At 49.0% G+C, this 20468-nt stretch carries 17 protein-coding genes; 5 read left to right on the top strand and 12 right to left on the bottom strand.

What is annotated here, in order from left to right:
- Positions 1 to 24: 24 nt before the first annotated feature.
- A complete protein-coding gene (eutS, locus tag R5268_RS16940) occupies positions 25 to 360 on the bottom strand; it encodes an ethanolamine utilization microcompartment protein EutS (RefSeq protein ID WP_025154316.1) in 336 nt (111 codons plus the stop codon).
- A 426-nt stretch (positions 361 to 786) separates the two neighbouring features.
- On the opposite strand from eutS, the gene R5268_RS16935 reads away from it, so the two are divergent.
- The 5 genes from R5268_RS16935 to nirD all read left to right on the top strand — a co-directional run bounded on the left by R5268_RS16935 (position 787) and on the right by nirD (position 6914).
- On the top strand, positions 787 to 1497 hold the full coding sequence (locus tag R5268_RS16935; RefSeq protein ID WP_317419872.1) for a UTRA domain-containing protein: 711 nt from the start codon (positions 787 to 789) through the stop codon (positions 1495 to 1497).
- A gap of 17 nt (positions 1498 to 1514) precedes the next feature.
- On the top strand, positions 1515 to 2489 hold the full coding sequence (locus R5268_RS16930; protein WP_317419871.1) for a sugar phosphate isomerase/epimerase family protein: 975 nt from the start codon (positions 1515 to 1517) through the stop codon (positions 2487 to 2489).
- A gap of 80 nt (positions 2490 to 2569) precedes the next feature.
- Entirely contained in the window at positions 2570 to 3832 is a 1263-nt protein-coding gene (locus R5268_RS16925) for an MFS transporter (protein ID WP_182107493.1), read from the top strand.
- Positions 3833 to 4035: 203 nt separating this feature from the next.
- Positions 4036 to 6576 (top strand): nitrite reductase large subunit NirB, encoded by a 2541-nt coding sequence (gene nirB, locus R5268_RS16920; protein WP_317419868.1) that lies wholly within the window; start codon positions 4036 to 4038, stop codon positions 6574 to 6576.
- A 2-nt stretch (positions 6577 to 6578) separates the two neighbouring features.
- Positions 6579 to 6914: a nitrite reductase small subunit NirD gene (gene nirD, locus R5268_RS16915; protein ID WP_052927083.1), complete on the top strand. Its 336-nt coding sequence runs from the start codon at positions 6579 to 6581 to the stop codon at positions 6912 to 6914.
- 142 nt (positions 6915 to 7056) lie between these two features.
- Here nirD and R5268_RS16910 read toward each other — a convergent pair whose 3' ends face one another.
- From R5268_RS16910 to cobA, 11 genes are all read right to left on the bottom strand, one after another.
- Complete coding sequence (locus R5268_RS16910; RefSeq protein ID WP_218455050.1) at positions 7057 to 8349, bottom strand: dicarboxylate/amino acid:cation symporter; 1293 nt, start codon at positions 8347 to 8349, stop codon at positions 7057 to 7059.
- Positions 8350 to 8581: 232 nt separating this feature from the next.
- Positions 8582 to 8899 (bottom strand): DUF4387 domain-containing protein, encoded by a 318-nt coding sequence (locus R5268_RS16905; protein WP_004236121.1) that lies wholly within the window; start codon positions 8897 to 8899, stop codon positions 8582 to 8584.
- Positions 8896 to 10269: an acyclic terpene utilization AtuA family protein gene (locus R5268_RS16900; RefSeq protein WP_046892014.1), complete on the bottom strand. Its 1374-nt coding sequence runs from the start codon at positions 10267 to 10269 to the stop codon at positions 8896 to 8898. Before R5268_RS16900 ends, R5268_RS16905 begins: the two co-directional genes overlap by 4 nt.
- A 9-nt stretch (positions 10270 to 10278) precedes the next feature.
- Entirely contained in the window at positions 10279 to 11520 is a 1242-nt protein-coding gene (locus R5268_RS16895; RefSeq protein WP_046892013.1) for a methylaspartate ammonia-lyase, read from the bottom strand.
- Positions 11520 to 12965 carry a methylaspartate mutase subunit E gene (locus tag R5268_RS16890; protein WP_107679479.1) on the bottom strand — a complete coding sequence of 482 codons (1446 nt, stop codon included), beginning with the start codon at positions 12963 to 12965 and terminating at the stop codon, positions 11520 to 11522. The genes R5268_RS16895 and R5268_RS16890 overlap by 1 nt, the downstream gene beginning before the upstream one ends.
- Positions 12966 to 12986: 21 nt before the next feature.
- Positions 12987 to 14378 carry a methylaspartate mutase accessory protein GlmL gene (glmL, locus tag R5268_RS16885; RefSeq protein ID WP_107679480.1) on the bottom strand — a complete coding sequence of 464 codons (1392 nt, stop codon included), beginning with the start codon at positions 14376 to 14378 and terminating at the stop codon, positions 12987 to 12989.
- Positions 14378 to 14818 carry a methylaspartate mutase subunit S gene (gene glmS / locus R5268_RS16880; RefSeq protein WP_046892010.1) on the bottom strand — a complete coding sequence of 147 codons (441 nt, stop codon included), beginning with the start codon at positions 14816 to 14818 and terminating at the stop codon, positions 14378 to 14380. The genes glmL and glmS overlap by 1 nt, the downstream gene beginning before the upstream one ends.
- A gap of 658 nt (positions 14819 to 15476) precedes the next feature.
- Entirely contained in the window at positions 15477 to 16178 is a 702-nt protein-coding gene (locus R5268_RS16875) for a bifunctional precorrin-2 dehydrogenase/sirohydrochlorin ferrochelatase (RefSeq protein ID WP_317419860.1), read from the bottom strand.
- 913 nt (positions 16179 to 17091) lie between these two features.
- Complete coding sequence (locus R5268_RS16870; RefSeq protein ID WP_218455049.1) at positions 17092 to 17952, bottom strand: GHMP kinase; 861 nt, start codon at positions 17950 to 17952, stop codon at positions 17092 to 17094.
- Complete coding sequence (cobD, locus tag R5268_RS16865; protein ID WP_282101128.1) at positions 17945 to 19027, bottom strand: threonine-phosphate decarboxylase CobD; 1083 nt, start codon at positions 19025 to 19027, stop codon at positions 17945 to 17947. Before cobD ends, R5268_RS16870 begins: the two co-directional genes overlap by 8 nt.
- Before the next feature lie 63 nt (positions 19028 to 19090).
- On the bottom strand, positions 19091 to 19876 hold the full coding sequence (gene cobA / locus R5268_RS16860) for a uroporphyrinogen-III C-methyltransferase (protein ID WP_046892006.1): 786 nt from the start codon (positions 19874 to 19876) through the stop codon (positions 19091 to 19093).
- Positions 19877 to 20468: the final 592 nt, after the last annotated feature.

Raw genomic sequence — 20468 nt, 5'->3', positions numbered from 1 at the left:
GACGGCATCCTTAACTGCACCCGGTTAACTGCGGGTGATATCACAAATGGCATAATTGAGGAGCTGGCTTAACCCGCGAACAGTCTGGATCAATGCTTCTTCCACTGCGCCGACAGAGCCGTAAATCACGAGCGCACCGGTGAAACGGTCAAGAAAGCCGATGTCCACACCGGCGGCTTTTGTGGCAAGATCGCCCGCAATCATTGCGGTTTCGCCGGGTGTCAGCGTCATAATGCCGATGGCTTCGGCACCGGGAACCCCGATTTTTTTCGCCAGATCACTGCCCGGATGCGCAATCAGATGCGCCAGCGTGACCTGTTTGCCGGGAACAAATTCCTGGATGATACGTTCCTTTTCCATCGTACTTACCTCGTCACTCTCCTCATAAGAATTGATTCAATCCTAGTCACACTCTGAAAAAGGGGATAACAAAAATCGGCAACCACGATTAAATGTTGAATCAGATCACTAATTGGCAGAATTGTTAATTTTTAACACCGGGAAAACACAGACATGAAATAGTACGGTCTGACCATGGCGCTATTGTGACAAAAAAGATAAATTCACGAAAAATAAGGTATTCTCATTACGTCATTTTCCGGAAAATAAGAAACGGAACGGTAAAAATATTCACTTGTTAAAACCGGCTCTGCTTTTTTATTTCTGTATTTCATTGTGTGAGGTAACTCTCAAATTGACATTATCCCCGCGCAGCTCACTTGAACGAAAGATGACACTCACGTAACTTAGAAACCAATCTGGTTTAAACCAAAAATAGAGCAACGAATGAAAAACACACAAACTGCTGCTGATCTTGCCAGAGAACAACTCGATACCCTGCTGAGCAACGGTGCTATCGCCCCCGGCGATAAACTGCCTGCCGAACGCCCGCTGACAGAGCAACTTGGTGTCAACCGGATGTCACTGCGTCAGGCGCTGCTCAGTCTGGAAGGTGACGGAAAAATTTTCCGTAAAAACCGCAGTGGCTGGTTCGCGGCACTGCCGAAATTTAATTACAACCCGAAATCTCCGGCGAGTTTCAACCAGGCAGCCAAAGCGCAGGGCCGTCTGCCGTCGTGGGAATACACTGACAAACAACTGCTCACCGGCGCACCGGCAGATATTGCCGCGGCACTGGGGCTGACCACCGGAGAACCGGTTTGCTGTATCAGCGGATGGGGCGCTCTGGACGGACACAAAGTCTTCTGGCACCAGACGTACATCAATCCGTCCGTTGCCCCGGATTTTGCGGAGAAACTGGATAACCACTCTTTTGCGGCCATCTGGGAAAACGAATATAACATCATCACAACGACAGCCCGGCTGGCCTTTAAGCCGGTACGCATGCCGGAAGCAGCCAGTAAGGCTATCGGCTGTACCGCAAACTCCCCGGGTATCCGGGTGGAAAAATACCGTTGCGATGAAGCACATAACATTGTTCAGATCGACATTGAATACTGGCGGTTTGAATCTGTTTATTTTTTTGTTGAGCTTTAGACACAGGAATCTGAATCATGAATACTGATGACGCCCGCCGGATAATTGAACGTGCAGATACGTTACCGTTATATCTGCATGCTTACGCTTATCATCTGAATATGCGTTTTGAAAAAATATTACCGGGTGATTTACTTGATATCGCAAACGAACAGCATTTGCCGGGCGTCAAAATACATGTGCTGGATGGTGAAACCCAATCACTTTCCGCTATGACCGATGATCAGCTTGCGGTATTTGCAGAGAAAGCAAAACGTTATCATCTCGATATTAATATTGAAACCAGTGCGTCTGATAATAAAACCCTCGATGAAGCCATCAGAATCGCATTAAAAACCGGTGCAAGCTCTGTCCGGTTTTATCCGCGTTATGAAGGGGCGCTGTCTGATGTATTGCGCCTGATTGCCGCCGATATCCGGTATTTAAAAGAACATTATCAGCACAGCGGTCTGACATTTGTTCTGGAACAACATGAAGATTTAAAAGGCCATGAACTGGTCAGTCTGATCAAAGACGCTGATTTTCCTGAACTGACACTGTTATTCGATTTCGGCAACATGATTAATGCCTGTGAATTACCGATGGACGCCCTGGCAGATATGCAGGAATACATTACCCAGGTGCACATTAAAGATGCGGTTATTCTGGAAGAAGGTGACGGTTTCGGCCATAAAGCCTGCCGTTCCGGAGAAGGCAATCTGCCGTTTAAAGACATGCTCCGCGCCCTGATTTGTCTGGGTGAGGATAAACCACAGGTTATTTCTTACGGTTTGGAAGAGGAGGTGGATTATTACGCACCGGCGTTCCGTTTTAAAAATGAGAGCAATGACCCGTGGATTCCGTGGCGTCAGATGAGTGAAACACCGTTACCGGAAACTGAAATAGCAGAACGTCTTGCCGGTGAAAAAAAGGATGCTGTTAATCAAATCCATTATGTCCGGAAAATAATTAATGAATTAAAAACAGAGGCAGTCATGATCATCAGTAAATAAACGCATCTGACATAAACACAGCATTTTAAAATAACATTTCATACTGACTGAGAATATTTCATTCTCAGGCGGGAGGCACTATGCTTGACAAAAAAAGATGGGCTATTTTCAGCTTATTGGTTTTATGCGGCGGTACTATCTATAAATTACCGTCACTGAAAGACGCCTTTTATGTTCCTATGCAGGAATACTTTCATCTGACAAATGGTCAGATTGGTAATGCGATGTCGGTAAACTCAATTGTCACCACTATCGGCTTCTTTCTGTCTATTTATTTTTCTGATAAATTGCCGCGCCGCCTGACAATGTCATTTTCATTAATTGCCACCGGGTTACTGGGTGTTTATTTATCAACAATGCCGGGCTACTGGGGTATTTTATTTGTCTGGGCGTTATTCGGTGTCACCTGCGACATGCTCAACTGGCCGGTATTATTAAAGTCTGTCAGCCTGCTCGGTAACAGCTCACAGCAGGGCCGTATTTTCGGTTTCTTTGAAACCGGCCGTGGTGTGGTCGATACTGTCGTCGCTTTCTCCGCACTCGCGGTATTTGCCTGGTTCGGCAGTGGTTATCTCGGGTTTAAAATGGGGATCTTATTTTATTCCGGAATGGCCATTATTATCGGCGGCATTATTCTGCTGTTCCTGAAAGATGACAAATCTGTTGTGACCGAAAAGACAGATAAAAAAGAGACTACCGAAAAAGCCGGTGTCGGCAGTGTATTAAAAGACCGTACCGTCTGGCTGATCGCGCTGAGTATATTCTTTGTTTATGCGGTTTACTGCGGATTAACCTTTTTTATTCCGTTCCTCAGTAATATTTATGCGCTGCCGATTGCATTGGTGGGGATCTACGGTGTTATTAACCAATATTGCCTTAAAATGGTCGGCGGACCTATCGGCGGGCTTATTGCAGATAAGATTTTACAGTCACCGACCAGATACCTGTTTTACACCTTTATCCTCAGCGTCATTGTGCTGGTAACCTTTATTTTCCTGCCGCATGAAAGCATGCCGGTTTATCTGGGCATGGTCTGCACATTAGGTTTCGGTACAATCGTCTTTACCCAGCGCGCTATTTTCTTTGCGCCTATCGGTGAAGCCAATATCAAAGAATCCAATACCGGTGCCGCGATGGCTCTCGGCAGTTTTATCGGCTACGCCCCTGCGATGTTCTGTTTCAGTCTGTATGGCCATATTCTGGATAGTTATCCGGGCATGACCGGTTATAAAATTGTCTTTGGTCTGATGGCGTTGTTTGCGTTCTGCGGGGCTTTCGCTTCCGGTATTTTAATTATCAGTATCAAAAAACGTAAAGCACTGACCGCTGCTGCCGTTCAGTAATTTTTCCACTGTCTCTGATATGCCGCAGCCGGTCTGCGGCATATTCCGCCCTTTTATCTACCACCTGAGAGGTATTGACAAAAAATAATCAAACCTTTGTTTTATACAAGCTGAATTGATTAAGCTGCATTTGATATACATCAATGAGAAAAACCCGGATCGCCGTATTTTTAGCCTTAATCCACACAAAATCTGAGGCTGAAATGAGCAACGTCAAGTTAGCAATCATCGGTAACGGCATGGTCGGCCATCGCTTTACCGAGGAGCTTACCGATAAAGCGGGCGCCGGACAGTTCGATATCACCGTATTCTGCGAAGAGCCGCGTGTCGCTTATGACCGCGTGCATCTTTCCTCCTATTTTTCTCATCATACGGCAGAAGAATTATCGCTGGTCAAACCCGGTTTTCATGAAAAACACAATATTACCGTTTTGACCAATGAGCGGGTGATCACCGTTAACCGGCAGGAAAAGGTGCTGCACACCAACACCGGCCGTACCGTACATTATGACAAGCTGGTGATTGCGACCGGCTCTTATCCGTGGATTCCGCCGATCAAAGGCAGTGATACCCGCGACTGTTTTGTGTACCGGACAATTGAAGATCTCAATGCGATTGAAGCCTGTGCCCGCCGCAGCCGTAAAGGTGTGGTGATCGGCGGCGGCCTGCTGGGGCTGGAAGCCGCCGGTGCCCTGAAAAACCTGGGTATTGAAACCCATGTTATTGAGTTTTCGCCGGTCTTAATGGCAGAACAGCTCGATGCGCTCGGCGGTGAACAGCTGAAGCAAAAAATTGAGCGGATGGGTGTGAGAGTACATACCGGCAAAAACACCACGGAAATCACCGCATCCGATAACGGGGAGAGCCGCAAAGTGCTGCATTTTGCCGACGGTTCATCGCTGGAAACCGATTTTGTCGTCTTCTCCACCGGGATACGCCCGCGTGACCGCCTTGCCCGCCAGTGCGGACTGGCTGTGGCGGAGCGCGGCGGCCTGGTGATCAACGATCAGTGTCAGACATCCGACCCGGATGTGTATGCTATCGGGGAATGTGCGTCATGGCACGGCAGGACTTACGGACTGGTGGCGCCGGGCTACAAAATGGCGCAGGTGGCGGCGGATCATCTGCTGGGGCAGGATAATCAGTTTACCGGCGCGGATATGAGTGCAAAACTGAAACTGCTGGGTGTGGATGTCGGCGGCATCGGCAATACACATGCGACAGATAACGGCTGCCACAGTTATATTTATCTTGATGAAGCCAATGAGATTTATAAACGGCTGATTGTCAGTGACGATAATAAATATCTGCTGGGTGCGGTGCTGGTCGGGGATACCGAAGATTACGGTAATCTGCTGCAACTGGCACTGAACCGCATCGAATTGCCGGAAAACCCGGATGTTCTGATCCTGCCTGCCCACGCCGGCAGTAAACCGGCAATCGGCGTGGAGTCCCTGCCGGACAGCGCGCAAATCTGCTCCTGTTTTGATGTCACCAAAGGGGACATTATTCAGGCCATTCATAACGGCTGCCAGACGGTGGCGGATATCAAAGCGGAAACCAAAGCCGGAACCGGCTGCGGCGGATGTGTTCCGCTGATCACACAGGTACTGAATGCAGAACTGACCAATCTGGGTATTGAGGTGAATCATCACCTCTGTGAGCATTTTGCGTATTCACGCCAGGAGTTGTATCACCTGATCCGTGTGGAAAAAATCAGTACGTTTGATGAATTACTGGCCCGCTACGGTGAAGGCTACGGCTGTGAAGTGTGCAAACCGACTATCGGTTCCCTCCTCGCCTCCTGCCGGAATGACTATATTCTGCGGGACGATCTGGTGTCATTACAGGATACCAACGATAACTTCCTCGCCAATATGCAGAAAGACGGCACCTATTCCGTGATCCCGCGCTCGCCGGGGGGTGAAATCACCCCGGAAGGCCTGCTGACCATCGGTCAGATTGCGCAGGAATATCATCTGTATACCAAGATTACCGGCTCACAGCGCATTGCTATGTTCGGGGCGCAAAAGCAGGATTTACCGGCTATCTGGGAAAAACTGATCGCCGCCGGATTTGAAACCGGGCACGCCTATGCCAAGGCTCTGCGGATGGCGAAAACCTGCGTCGGTACAGCATGGTGCCGGTTCGGGGTCGGTGACAGCACCGCGCTGGGCGTTGAGCTGGAGCACCGTTATAAAGGTATCCGCACCCCGCATAAAATGAAGTTCGGCATTTCGGGCTGTACCCGCGAATGTTCGGAAGCACAGGGAAAAGATATCGGGATTATCGCCACTGACAAAGGCTGGAACCTGTATGTCTGCGGAAACGGCGGGATGAAACCGCGCCACGGTGATCTGCTGATGGCCGATCTCGATAAAGAGACGCTGATAAGCTACATCGACCGCTTTATGATGTTCTACATCCGCACCGCCGATAAACTCAGCCGGACATCCACCTGGCTGGAAAACCTCGACGGCGGGATTGATTATCTGCGCGATGTGATTGTCAGCGACAAACTCGGGCTGAATGCACAGCTGGAGCAGGAACTGGCGCAACTGCGTGAAAAAGTCATCTGCGAATGGCAGGAAACAGTGAACAACCCGCATGCCCGCAAACGCTTCAGCCACTTTGTTAACAGCCCGCTGCCGGACCCGGATGTTCAGATGGTAAGTGAGCGCTTACAACATCGTCCGGCCAGACCGGAAGAGCGGATTGCTGTCACACTGATCGGAGAGGAATAATCATGAGTCAATGGATAACCGTTTGTCAGGTCAGTGATATCACTCCCGGAACCGGCGTGTGTGCACTGGTTGGTGATGCTCAGGTAGCGCTGTTTCGTCCTTATCCGGACGACCGTATTTTCGCCCTGAGTAATATCGATCCCTTTGCGCAGGCCAGCGTATTGTCGCGCGGATTAATTGCGGAACATGACGGTGAACTGTGGATTGTCAGCCCGCTGAAAAAACAGCGCTTCCGGCTGACTGACGGACTGTGCGCCGAAGATGCCGCGTATTCCGTTGCCCGTTTTGCCGTTAAGGTGACGGACGGTACGGTGAGTGTTTCCGCTGTACCGCAATAATCCCCGTACAAAAAAAAGCGCAAAATGACTGAGGACATTTTGCGCTTAATACATATTACATGACACATAAAACGGTTTTTTATTGTTGCGCGGTACCGGTATCCCCTGTACCGCGCCTGTCTTGTTTATTCTGAACGCCCGGTCAGGCTGATGTTGCCTGTGACACCGGAGGTTCAATAACTGACTTTGGTTTTCCGCGGCAGCCTTCACCGTAGTGCTCACCTTCCCAGCGGCCGACCATTGCAGCACCGATAGCGTTACTCATCACGTTAGTGGCTGAGCGACCCATGTCGAGGAACGGATCCACACCCATCAGCAGAATCAGACCCGCTTCCGGAATGTTGAACTGGTTCAGCGTCGCCGCGATAACCACCAGAGATGCACGCGGTACACCAGCCATCCCTTTGGATGTCAGCATCAGAATCAGCAGCATGGTAACCTGCTCACCCATAGACAGGGTGATGTTACATGCCTGAGCGATAAAGATAACTGCGAAAGAACAGTAAGCCATTGAACCGACAAGGTTAAAGGAATAACCGATTGGCAGTACGAAGCTGGCAATTTTGTTGGAAACACCGAACTCTTCCAGTTTTTCCAGGGTACCCGGGAATGCCGCTTCAGAACTTGATGTGGTGAATGCCAGCAGTGCAGGTTCAGTGATACCTTTGGTCAGACGGAAGATACAACGACCGACAACCAGAGCAGCCAGACCAATCAGAATCACCCACAGCATCGCCAGTGTGAAGTAGAATTCACCCATGAAGATACCGGCACTGACCAGTACACCCAGACCACGCTCGGCGATCATACCGGAGATAGCGGCAAATACAGTCAGCGGAGCAAACAGCATGACGTAGCCGGTTAATTTCAGCATCAGGCTGACGAGGGATTCCAGCACATTCACAATCGGCAGGCCTTTATCACCGATAGCGGAGAGGCTGATACCCATAAAGATTGAGAATACAACGATTTGCAGAATTTCGTTACGCGCCATTGCATCAACGATACTGGTCGGAATCGCATGAGCAATAAAGGTTTTGAAGGAGAAAGGAACAGGTTCCACCATACCTTCAACCGCAGCGGCGGTATCCGCAACGAAGTTAATACCTGCGCCCGGCTGGAACAGGTTAACAATAACCAGACCTAACAGGATTGAGATAAAAGATGCGCAGATAAATAAGAACAGTGTTTTAGAGAAAACACGACCTAACGTTTTCGCATCACCCATTTTCGCAATACCAACAACCAGTGTTGATATAATCAATGGCGCGATAATCATTTTAATCAGTCGTAAGAAGATATCAGTAATAATAGAGATATCTTTTGCATAGACCTTATTAAATTCAGCTGATGCCATTTCATTAAAGCTGAAGCCGACAATCACACCGACAATAAGACCAATGACTATCCAAGTGGTTAAACTCTTCGATTTCATAATAATTCCATTCTGTGTTGGGTCGCATTTATTCTCAACTTACTTAATATCCTCTGAAATTTTATTTCAGTTATTTTTACCCAGCCTTCCGTGGCTTTAAATATTAAATAAATTTATACAACACACTGAGAAAAATGACGATTTCTGTTTCTGAAATCGATGCGGAGTACAGGAAAGCCCCGTACGCCACATCGAGTTGTCGTACTAATGAGATATTGAATGACTGATATTGTTAAATATCAAATTCCATTTTTAATAAAGGCGCGTGTTGCTGGGCACCATAAACATCGGTATCTCCGACAGCACCAGAAACAATATGTCTCGGCATTACAATTTTCACAGCATTCGCCGGGTCAAACCAGACAATATTATCGATAAAGTCAGGTTTCACACAATACAGACCGGCAACTAAGTCTTTATTAAATTGTTTTGAATTTTTTACCGCGGTATAAGTTTCTTTATCCTTGAATAAAATATCCATCACAATTTCATACGGACCGGAGTTTTTAGAACGCACAACTTTGGCTAATTCTAAAATTGACTTTTTCATTTCGCCACTCCTTCAGGTGTTACATTCTCCATACGGAACTGGAATTTAATATCCGGGGTGTATTCCATCAGATGATAGATGGAGAACTCATACACTTTACCGGCACGGATATCCGACGGAGAGAACGGGAAGGCTAAGTTGCCCGCGGTGGCGATACGGCCATCGTACCCGTAGTGCAGCATAGTGGAACGTGCCAGGGAACAGATACTGTCCGCCTGCTCCTGAGTCGGAGCAACAACATCCAGTAAAATACCCAGCTCATAACTCTTGGTGACAGTTTCAGGTTCTGCGTCACCCATCACACCGTTTTTACCGTACAGATGGAAATTCATTTTCACGGTATCAGGGTCGATGCTGAGGTTTTTCTCAACACTTTTACGCACTTCCACCAGAATCTTATCCATACCGGCGATCATGATAGGGTCATGCGTACCGGCGATAGTGATGGTGCGGTAACCGACCGGACGTGCTGCTTCCAGTTTAACGGTATACGGTGTTGATACATGGCGTGAACCGGTTACACGAACCTGTCCGTTACCCAGATCTTCAAACTTACACTCTTTCAGATCCAGCACGCCGCCCGGTCCCGGTAATACATACGGGTTGGATTTCTCATACAGGGTGTGAGCCGCTGCTGAGGTATCCGTAAATTTACGGATCGGGTTGAATGCTTTCAGGGTGAAACCGGTTTCGTCGATAATACCCATCGCACAGTCGGAGCCGGAACCCGGGGTGGCTGCGATTGCCGCACACTCCAGAATCTTACCGCAGTGCAGTGCCAGACCTTCGTCAAACCCTTTCATAATCGGCAGAGCCGCGAAGCAGCAAGGGTCATAAGCACGACCGGCCAACACAACCTGCGCACCGGCGGCCAGTGCTTCCTGGAATGGCTCGACACCCATCTGAGCAACGATATAAGTACTTTCGTCGATCACTTCATGCGTCAGTTCAGGCACGAAAGCCAGCGGCGTGATTTTGCCTGCATCCAGCGCTTCGTGAACCGTTTTCTTCTCAACATCCGCAGGGATCAGGGCCATCTTGAATGACAGACCTTCTTCCTTTGCCAGTTCCAGAATGATTTCACGGCACCATTCCAGATGAGGCTGTGCACCTGAACCACCGGCAGTACCGATGACAACCGGAATATTGTTTTTCACACCTGCTTTCAGCATATAGCGCAGGTCGCGTTTTACCCCGGCACGGTCGGTAAAGGCTTTACCTGAACCGAGGTAGTGAGGACCTGGGTCAGAAGACCCGGCGTCGACAGCGATAAGATCCGGCGATTCTTCCATCGCCTTCATAAAACTCTCTTCCGGAAATCCGTACCCCAGGATGGCAGTAGGGGACAGGATTTTAAATGTCCTGGACATAATGCTTCCTTATGCTTTCGCTTTCAGTACAGCCAGTGTGCGGTTCATTTCGTTATGAACGATGTTCATACCTTCATCGAAGCCCATGCCCGGCTTGATCAGCATACGCATCGGACGTGTTGCAATCGCAATATGCACACAGGTACGCGCACTGACGTCGGTTTCGTTACAGGTACCGCCCTGGTATGCTTCCATACCGTGTTTCTGGCAGTACAGCACCGCGTCAGCGATGTTGTGAACAGAACCCAGGTCAGGGGTTTTGATCTGAACCATGTCGCAGCAGCCGGCATCGGTGAAGTCGATGATGTCCTGACAGGTGTTACACCATTCGTCAGCAACGATTTTCACTTTGGAACCCAGTTTTTTCAGGTGATCCATAATGCCTTTCATCAGGCGGATCTGGTCTGGTTTGTTACCTGCGTCAACCGGACCTTCGATGTACAGTTCCAGATCACCGGCCTGCTCCTGCAGACTTGCGATATATTCTGCGCAGCGAATCGGATCTTTGTCGAAAATTAAACCGATAGTGCCGTAAACGTCGATATGCAGTGACGGTTTGTAAGTGTCTTCAGTGCGTAACTCAACGATACGCTTGGCCAGCCACTCAACATAAGCGCGCAGTTTTTCACCCTGACGGCCCAGTTTTTCATCCACGTTGTTGATAAGGCCGTGCGGCAGAACGTCAACGTGTTTGAGGATCATTTTGTCCACAGCGTTGTAGCGGTCATCACCACTCTGACCAAACAGAGGAATCGGGTCAGCCACAACCGGCAGATGCCATTCGTCACACACGACTTCTGCTTTCAGACGGTTGCTTGCCAGCGCGGTGGCGTCGAGCAGAGCCTGGGACAGACCATAACGGATAGCGGTATGCAGTTGTTTGCCTTCCACTTTCAGTTCATCGAAGAACTTAGCGTTGTTGCGGAACTCACTGACATCACGGCCTTCCAGCAGCGGTTTGATGTGTTTTTCCAGGAACGGAATGAAGTTTTCCGCCAGGAATAACGGGTCACGGCCACCTGCACCGGAGTACTGAACCGCGGCACAGTCACCCATTGCCACTGAACCGTTTTCCAGGATTAACTGGACTGACACACACTCACCCGCCTGACGCACTGCGGTAAAGCCCGGAGTGACCGGCTTACCGGTGTAAACGAAACCGTCGTGACCTGCGCCGTCTTTGATAGCCTGCTGGTCGTCAAAATAGAAAGATGAGTTACCCGCTGTGAACAATGCCTGTTTAATTTTCATTATGGTCTTCCTACTAATTTACTGTGAGATACTGCGTTAATATCATCAATAATCATCTGGAATGAAGCTTCACGACCCTCTTCGCGGGCACGCTCCGCAACGAAATCATGGTGCATGGACAGAACATCATCCGGCAGCGGAACCGCGCCTGCATCGAACACACGGATTGCGCCGTTGTTGTCACGGATAGGCAGCATTTTTCCGGAGTTACACATCGCAGGTGCGAACGGAATATCCAGAACACCGGCTTCGAATGCGCGGACAGTACCGACTGCAATATCGCCGTTACCCAGTTCAAGGACTTTCTTCATTACTGCGCGGACTTCGCGTTTAATCAGTTCCACTTCCAGATCCACGTCTTTGCACGGCGGGAATTTCTGGTCACGGACCATGTTCAGCATCTGGTTAGAGGCACGCAGACCCTGGCAGTTTGCTTCAGCGGTCGGGATACCGAATGCTTCATGCGGAGATTTGGTGATAACTTTGGTTGCACCGGACATACCGGCAACCGCCGCACCCCAGGAAATCACTGCTGCCGCACGGGATTCATCTTCAGGGAAACCACCCATCCACTGGTGGAATACAGTACTCAGTTCATAATCTTCGTAGCCGTAAGCACGGAAGTATTCATGAGACAGTTCACGCAGGGAGCGGATTGCCGCGATATCCTGCACTAAGTTACCGACCTGACCGTAACCGACGGTGATGGATTTAACGCCCTGCTCCAGCGCCACCAGACCTTCGATAATAGCCACAGTGTGGGAGATAAATGGCGGGATCAGCGTACCGGTTAACGGACCGAATGGTTCGCGGTTGATACGGATACCGTTTTCTTCATATAAACCGATAACGCGGTCGCAGTACTGCCAGTCACGGATAGATTTTTCCAGGGTGACGCGTTTTGCGTAAGGGATGTTATAAGAGATACCACCGCCTTCGTAACTGGTGAAACCACTCGCCATGGAGATTTCACACAGCAGACGTGCATCCGGAGTTCCGTGACGGATCTGCAGTGGTTTATCCAGAGATTCAGTGATGTGGCGGCAGGCTGCAACACCGTGGTTAACCACCGGCAGGCCGTTCAGTTTAGAGGTACCGGCCTCAACAGATTTCTGGATACCGACAGCCGCTTCTTCATAACGGTTCAGACGGGTATACGCATCGATAGTGGTCGGCAGCAGGTCACACTCTTTCTGCAGTTTTTTCAGCAGCTCGATGTGCTCTTCGATTAACGCAACACCTGCACGCGGCTGGCTTAATGTGATGCCATCGCGGTCAGCTTCGAATAATTTTTTGGCAAAGTTTTTATCTTCAGAGATAGTCGCCTGATATTTGACGCCATCTTCAAAGTTTTCCACGTCTTTCCCTGTCACCCAGGTCTTTAATACGTCTTTGCGCTCGGCCATAAAGTCGTCGATTGCAATTTTTTTATTCTTCAGTTCCATTTAATGGCTCCAATAATCTTGCTATCTGGTCAAAATCTGCACGCCGGTCTGAGCTGCTGCTTTCGGATACCGGCAGGCGACGTTGGCTAACAGAGGAAGTAACCCTTGTGAATCCCGGTAGTACTCAAATTCATCCGGCAGCAGAATCTGACGGCCTTTGTTATCGAATTTGCGGTACCGCATATACTGTTTGATGTTAAAATCAGCGGTCCGCGACAACCAGCCGCCGGTACCGATGATTTTTCTGACCCGTGATAAATCACGGCCAATCTGCAAATCCACTGTACCTGCACAGGTGGTCACCTGCTGTTTTGTGCCCGCATGGCGTTCAGTCCCCAGTGCGACACAAATCCCGGCTAACAGATGGTCGTAAACACGTTCTTCGTCTGTCTGCGGCAGGTAATCAGGGTGCTCATTGACGTAACGGGTGTAGCGGTAAAAGGCATCCAGCTGCTCCGGATGATTCACAAACTGCGCTTCGGCTAATTCACGGCCTGCCTCACCGGCGATCACCGCCGAAACACGCATGCCAAGGTCACCTTCCACAGTCCGCTTCACTTTCGGCTCCGGAATTCCGTGTAAAATGGTATCCGGCAGTAAGCTGTTGTTGCAGGACGAATAGATATCCGTCGTTGCGCCACCCATATCCATCAGCACAAACTCTTCCCAGCCGGGAACGTTGTCACGGATTTGCTGTACTAACTCAAAGACAGAGAATGGTGTCGGACGCGGCTCTTCGCCGGTCTGTTCAACAATGACGTCCAGTCCCTTGCCCTTCACAATCTTCTTCAGAAAGATGTCACAGATAGCTTTACGCGCATCAAACGGGTTCGGACTATCCAGACTTGGTAAAATGTTATCAACGACAGTCAGTTCTTTATGGCCGAGAATCTCAGCAATATCGTCCTGAATATCACGGTTACCCGCATAAATGATGGAGCAGTTCAGATCGGATTCCGCCAGCATTTTCGCGTTTTGTAATCCGTATCCGACATCTCCGCCATCCGTCCCGCCGGTGAACAGGAAAATATCCGGGGGTGTCTGTTCGAGTTTGCGGATGTCAGTCCGGTTGAGCTTGTACGCAAAGTGCTGAGACACTTTTGCGCCCGCTGAGTGAGCAGTAACTTTTGCTGACTCAAGGGTAATCGTCGGAACCAGACCCAGTGCCGCTACCGCTAACCCGCCTTTGGCGGAAGAGGAATAGTTAATGTTAACTTTCCCGGCTTCCAGTAAAGGACGTGCATCGGACACATTGAGGATTTTATTCAGTACAGTGAAAAATCCGTCTGCCAGATGCTCTATCGTCGTGGGGGTCAGGGCATAATTTTTTAATTCAATATGATCATCACTTCCCACGTCGAACACGGCACCTTTTGTCCAGGTTGAACCGATATCTATCGAGACGTTGATCATTACGCGGTCATTCCTTCTTTACGTGCCGGGCTTTTTTCAATGTCTTTTTTCATGACATCGCAGACATATTCCAGATCTGTGTTCGGGAAGAACACACGGTTAAAGCCCATGTCGCAGAATTTTTTCTCGATTTCAGCCGGTTCCTGTTTACCGATAACCAGGTTGCCGCCGACATACAGAAGAATGTCACCCAGACCACGTTCGATGCAGCGATCACGCATACCTAAACAGTCCACTTCACCGTGACCGTAAATAGAAGAAACAATGATTGCCTGCGCACCGGTTTCAATGGCAGCATCGATATATTCATCCTGGCTGACCATGACACCCAGGTTAATCACATTAAAATTGTGCTGAGAAAACACGCGATCTAAAACTTTGTTACCGACGGCATGGCAATCGGCACCAATTACACCCATAACAATGGTAGGCTTCTGCATGATATACCTCTAAATAAACTGAATATTCGGAATTAAAGTTAAAACAAAACCGGTTAAATCCGCTTGGTATTAATTAAGAAAGTATCTAAGTACAAATCTGGTATTCATCCCTATTTAATTCCTTAACTTTCCACTGATGATAATGTGCAATTCAGGGAGTTTAAAAACAATTGATATAAAGTAAGGATATCTTGCAAAAACGGAATGGTTTTAAGTGAAGGATAAAACAAGATGCAGATCACACTTAAATTCCCTTTAAAATCAATTAAATACCATTAAAAACAACAAACAAAAACTTTAATTAACAATTATTTAAACCTAATGATAAATAAATCAATCCTGATTTTGTGATCATTGTTATATTATTAAAGTCAATATAAATAGCAATTAATTTTTAATGTTTAAACTATATTTTATAGTATATTCCATATGAATATATTTTGATAAATAATGACGAAATAGTGTGACGCGCATCTTATTTAAGTATGTAACGAGATGCCACAGATAAATAAAAAATCAAATGATACAAAAAAGTAAATGCTTTATTATTAATATGATAATTCTGCTGATTTACTTTTGTTATTATGACACTGAAATAAGCCATTCAGCTCACATAATTACCCCGGAACCGCTATTACGACTCCGGAGTTTTATTTTTTCAGCGGGTTCCGTGCTCTTCGGTAAACTGCGCCAGCAGATAATTGAGATAATCTGTCAGCAGTTCATCATCTTCCAGCGGCAGGAGTTGTTCCAGGGCGGTATCGGTAAAGAATTTCTGCCAGAACAGTCGTTTGGCATCCCGGGAGGCCGGGGTGGCTTTCACCTGTTCACGCAGCCGTGCCGCAGCCCGCAGTTTAACCGGAGCATCTGCCGGTATGGCCTGCATAACACGATGCTTCAGGAACTGCGTATAGACAGGATTTCCGCCGCAGGTCAGCGCAATCTGAACCGGCGGCACATCAATGGTGGCCGGAGAGATAAATGAGGCGCTTTCCGGCGCGTCAATGACGTTGCAGAAGCAGTGGCGGGCATTGGCCTGTTCCAGCACCTGCTGATTGATTTCCGGCGAGTCGGTGGCGGCAAACACCAGCCAGCACGCCTGCGGCCACAGTGCCGCATCAAAGGCAGCTTCTGTCAGGGTCAGGTGAGGATTTTCCGCCAGTGCGGTGAAATCACCGTGGAAACCGGGCGCAATGACGGTGACATGGGCCCCGGCCTGTAACAACGTGCGGCATTTATGAGCGGCGACTTCCCCTCCCCCCACAACCAGGCAGGTCTTTCCCTGTAAATCACAAAACAGCGGATAACGCAGCATAGTGTCTCCTTTGCAGACAGCGTCAGAATCAGTTGTCTGAATCATATCCTGCCCGTTGCCGGGACGCAGCAAAGCGGCGCGTACTTTGTGGTGCCGCGCGGTAAATAAAGGAGGGAAATACTCAGCACCGGGGACAGGGCTGATAACCGGCAAAACAAAAAGTTGCTGTAAACACTTCCCTGTGCGCTCAGGCGCGTCATCCGTGACGCGCATGCTTTTCGTTTCTCAGCCTTTTACAGCTCGGACGTTTGCTATTAATAAAGAGAAGGAAATACTCAGCACCGGGGCCGTGGCTGATAACCGGCAAAATGAAAAGTCGCTGTGAACACTTCCCTGTGCGCTCAGGCGCGTCATCTGTGACGCGCATGCTTTTCGTCTCTCTGCTGGTTATCTGCCTTTTATTTTTGCTGCGGATAGAATGATGCGAATTCCTGCCCCGACGTCTGTTGTTAATAAAGAAGGCGGAATACTCAGCACTTGAGCCGGGGCTGATAACCGGCAAAACGAAAAGTCGCTGTGAACACTTCCCTGTGCGCTCAGGCGCGTCATCCGTGACGCGCATGCTTTTCGTTTCTCAGCCATTTACAGCTCGGACGTTTGCTATTAATAAAGAGAAGGAAATACTCAGCACCGGGGCCGTGGCTGATAACCGGCAAAACGAAAAGTCGCTGTAAACACCTCCCTGTGCGCTCAGGCGCGTCATCCATGACGCGCATGCTTTTCGTCTCTTTGCCGCTTATCTGCCTTTTACTTTGGCTGTGGATGGAAATACTCAAAATCATTCAGCCCGGCAGCAAGATCCTTGAAAAAATCAGCGCGGAGGTCATCTGCTAAATTATTCAATTTGCAGCAAGGCGGCAAACGAAAGAAACCGGGGAGCATACACCAGTATGTGACCCGGTTTATTGAGTGCAGCCAACACGGCTGCGGATTGAAGAATGACGCAGATGGGAGAGTATTAGCGGACGCCGCCCCGCGTCATACTCACCTCATGCACCTGAGGGTAGAATCTGTCCAGCTGATGCCGTTGTATCCAGTTATAAATAAAATCTTTGTCGTGCAGGGTGTCATCATAGATAAGCCCTGCCACGCTGCCGCTGTGTGCGACATTCAGGCCGTAGATTTTTCCTTTATCTGCGAGGGCGTGCAGTTCGCTGAAACCGGGTTTGGGCAGCAGATCCTGACTGGCGATCGCGCTCAGAGTGGCCGCCTCGCCCAGGCGCTGCGGGTCATGCTGCTCACAGGCAGCGGTAAGCTGTTTCCAGGCCTGAGCAAGCAGGGGTTCCCGTGCCAGCAGGGTGGCCCGGCGGTCACGTTTGTGGAAATCCTCGGTCAGCACCACATCCGGGCTTTCCAGCAGCAGCAGTTTCAGATCCGGCGCCCAGCCGAGTGATATCTGAGTCTGAGCGGTCTGGTGGTCAAACAGCGTCAGGGAGGAAAACAGTGTGCTGTCTGTCGGTTCAACCGCCACGCACAGTTCGGCAAGGGTTTCCGGTGATAATTCATGGCCGTAAAAACGCGCGGTCGCCTGAGCGGTGGCCGCAATATCCGCCGTACTGCTGGCCAGCCCTTTGCCGACAGGGATGGTGGATTCATATTCGATCCGCAGCATACCGGTGGCTTCCGGCACGATATCCAGATGTTTCAGCACCCGCTCAAGCATCTGCCGCATACGGGGCCGCTCCAGTCCCAGCGGTACGCCCTCTTCCACAGAAACATAGCTGTACCAGTTGATGGGACAGGAAACCAGTTTTTCGCCCCCGAGTACCCATCCCTGCAACAGCTCTCCGCAGGATGCCGGACAATGTGCCTCAGCCATGTTGAAATACCTGTTTTAATGCGCCGATAAGATGACGGTTTTCCGCCTGACTGCGGACAGCGATCCGGTAGTAAGAGCCATCCAGCCCCGGGTAATTCTGACAGCGGCGGATCAGCAGCTTATATTTGAGCAGGGCAGACTGAAGTTCCACACCGTTAAGGCAGCGGATAAAGATATAGTTCGCCACCGGCTGCCGGATTTTCAGCAGCGGGAACTGCCGCAGTTCATTGCACAGATATTCCCGCTGTACGGCAATAAAGTCCTGAGTTTTGCGGATATAGTTTTCATCATCCAGCAGCACCTCACCCACCAGCGCAGCCAGGCCGTTGATCGTCCACGGCTCACGCCAGGCTTTCAGATTGCTGATGATATGGCTGTCACCGCACAGCAGATAGCCGAGACGCAGACCCGGGATCGCAAAGAATTTGGTCAGTGACCGTAACAGATAAAGGTAGCGGGTTTCCGGCAGACGCGCTGTCAGCGGTGATCCTTCCGGCATAAAATCAATAAAGGCTTCATCAACAATCAGATGAATATGGCGGGATTCGCACAGTGATACCAGTTTGTGCAGCAGCGCGGTATCCGGCATCAGGCCGGTCGGGTTATTCGGCGTGGCAATAAAGACGCAGTCCGGGCGGCGGGCTTCAATATCCGCCAGCAGGGATTCATCCGGCTGAAAATCATTTTCTTCTGTCAGGGCGTGTTCAATAATATCGCAGCCCTGCTGTTCCAGTGCTCTGCGGTATTCGGCAAATCCGGGGGTTAATAATAATGCACAGTGCGGATTGAGATGACGCACCAGTGAGTAAATCAGTTCTGTCTCTCCGTTACCGGCAATGACCTGCCCGAGCTCACATCCCGCGCCACGGGCCAGTGCGGCATGCAGATAGCGGTATTCAATATCCGGGTAACGTTCAATAACAGACAGATTGTCGCGGATGATGGCTTTAACCCTCTCGGGCGGCCCCAGCGGATTAATATTGGCACTGAAATCGAAGATAGATGCGGGTGAGATCCCGAGGAGCTCAGCCACCTCTACCACATTACCACCGTGTTCGCTCATAGCCTCCTCCAAATGTAAGGGCTGCACACAGAATCACCTGCATACAGCCGGATGCTTATTATTTTAAGGATAATACTATGACGCAGCTTCTAATGGCGCTTCCTGCGTAATATCAATTTGTGTGGCGGCAAATGCCAGAATCTGGTGCAGATTCACCACATTGCCGACGACAATCAGCGCCGGCGGATGTAATTTATGGCGCGCCGCTTCTTCCGGTAATGTGGCGAGGGTGGCCGTGACCACCTGCTGACGCTGCTGGCTGGCATACATCACCACGGCTGCCGGCGTATCCGGTGATTTTCCGCCGTCGATCAGCAACTGACTGATTTCAGCCAGACGGGTCATTCCCATCAGGATAACCAGTGTGCCGTTAAGGGCAGCCAGTGCATTCCAGTTCTGCGGCTCATTCCCCTGACACATATGACCGGTAACCACATGGAAGCTTGATGCGTGATCGCGGTGAGTGACCGGAATGCCCGCATACGCCAGTCCGCCGATAGAAGAACTGATACCGGGAATAACCTCAAAATCTAGGCCGTTCTCCGCCAGGGATTCGGCTTCTTCGCCGCCGCGCCCGAACACATACGGGTCGCCGCCTTTCAGGCGCACCACATTTTTACCTTCTGCGGCATATTTTACCAGGATGGCATTGATTTCTTCCTGCGGCACCGGATGGTGATTCGGCGTTTTACCGACATTTATAATTCTGCAGTCAGCCGGGGCACAGGCGATCAACTCAGGATTGACAAGACGATCATGCACCAGCACTTCGGCATGACGTATACAGTGAAGTCCCTTTACGGTAATTAATGATGCATCTCCGGGTCCGGCTCCGACCAGCCATACTTTACCTTTGCTCATTTTATTGCCTTATCAATCAGATTAATCAATATGAAAAAATCACATCATTTTATTAGTTATGCACAATACCTGGTGGCGATAAAAAGCACTATTTATTAATGATGTTTTGTCGTTGTACAGCAGTATTAATTACCCACGAACTTTATTCTTTGATCTATTCACGATAAATACGTAATAAAAACAATTCTGTTTAATATTTTGCATTATTAAATAATTACAGAAAAAAATATATGACTGATATCCCAATAATACGTTCACACAACGGAAGAGTTCATGAAAAAAAATCAAGTATAACAATCACTTCCAACAGACTGAAATGATTGATTTTTTACATTTACCTCATAAAAACAGGTTATTATACGTAACAAGACAATCGCTATATTGGAAATTATCATTAACAAATAATAAAAACAAGATCATTTAATTAACATATTTGCATATGTTTATAAAAATAAAATAGTTGCTTTTTATTTATCTTGATCACAAATCAAGTATTTATGTGAAGAAACTCACAATCTGTAATAAGCAGATATATAAAAACAGCATTTTATGTTTTATTAAAAACAAATATAAATAGCCGCAAAAAAATTAC

This window comes from Morganella sp. BCCO 40_0007 (assembly GCF_032989665.1).
GTDB lineage: Bacteria > Pseudomonadota > Gammaproteobacteria > Enterobacterales > Enterobacteriaceae > Morganella > Morganella sibonii.
The sequence above is the reverse complement of the archived record's forward strand: the minus strand, read 5'-3'. Positions and strand labels throughout refer to the sequence as shown.